Origin of the sequence: Extibacter muris (genome assembly GCF_004345005.1) — a bacterium.
Classification (GTDB): Bacteria; Bacillota; Clostridia; order Lachnospirales; family Lachnospiraceae; genus Extibacter; species Extibacter muris.
Genome location: NZ_SMMX01000089.1, coordinates 1 through 591 on the forward strand (window position 1 = coordinate 1; position 591 = coordinate 591).

The window sequence follows — 591 nt, forward strand, 5'->3', positions numbered from 1 at the left end:
AAAGAACAGCGGGAAATAACGATAAAAGGAAGAGAGTAAGGAAAAAAGAAGAGAGGAGAGAAGGGGAAGGAACAGAAGTTTGGCGCCCGGCCCGGGAGGAGAGCTGTTAAGAAGAAGAGGGAAGAAAGGAGGGCGGAAGAGAGAAGAGAAGGGGAAGTTGCTAGGGGGGAGGGGGGAGAAAGAGCGCAAGAATATCAAATTCGGGAGAGGGGAAAGAAAGAAAGGGGAAGAGGGAAAGGAAAGAAAGAGGGCGGAGGGAGCAGGAGCGCGGGAAAGGAGGGAAGGGGGAAGGGGAAGGAGAGAAGCACCTCATATTCGATTGAAGGAAAGAAAGAGAGAAAGAGGGAGAAAATCAAAAGGAAAAAACGTGTTAGAAGGAGGACGTTTTCCAGAAGAGAAAAAAGAGGGGAAAGAAAGAGAAGGAGAGGAAGGGGAAGGAAAAGGGGAAGAAGAGAGAGACCAATAAACAACATATAAAAAGGAAGGAAAAAGAAAAGAGGAAGGGGAAGAAAAGAAGAAAAAAAAAGAAAAGGGCGGGAGAGGAAGAGAGAAAGTAGAAGAAGGGAAAAAAAGGGGGGAAGAAGGGAGAAA

The 591-nt window shown here is 46.7% G+C and carries 1 protein-coding gene; it reads left to right on the top strand.

Annotated elements, in window-relative coordinates:
* Window positions 1–79: 79 nt before the first annotated feature.
* Window positions 80–466: a hypothetical protein gene (locus E1963_RS23905; protein ID WP_132281723.1), complete on the top strand. Its 387-nt coding sequence runs from the start codon at window positions 80–82 to the stop codon at window positions 464–466.
* Window positions 467–591: the final 125 nt, after the last annotated feature.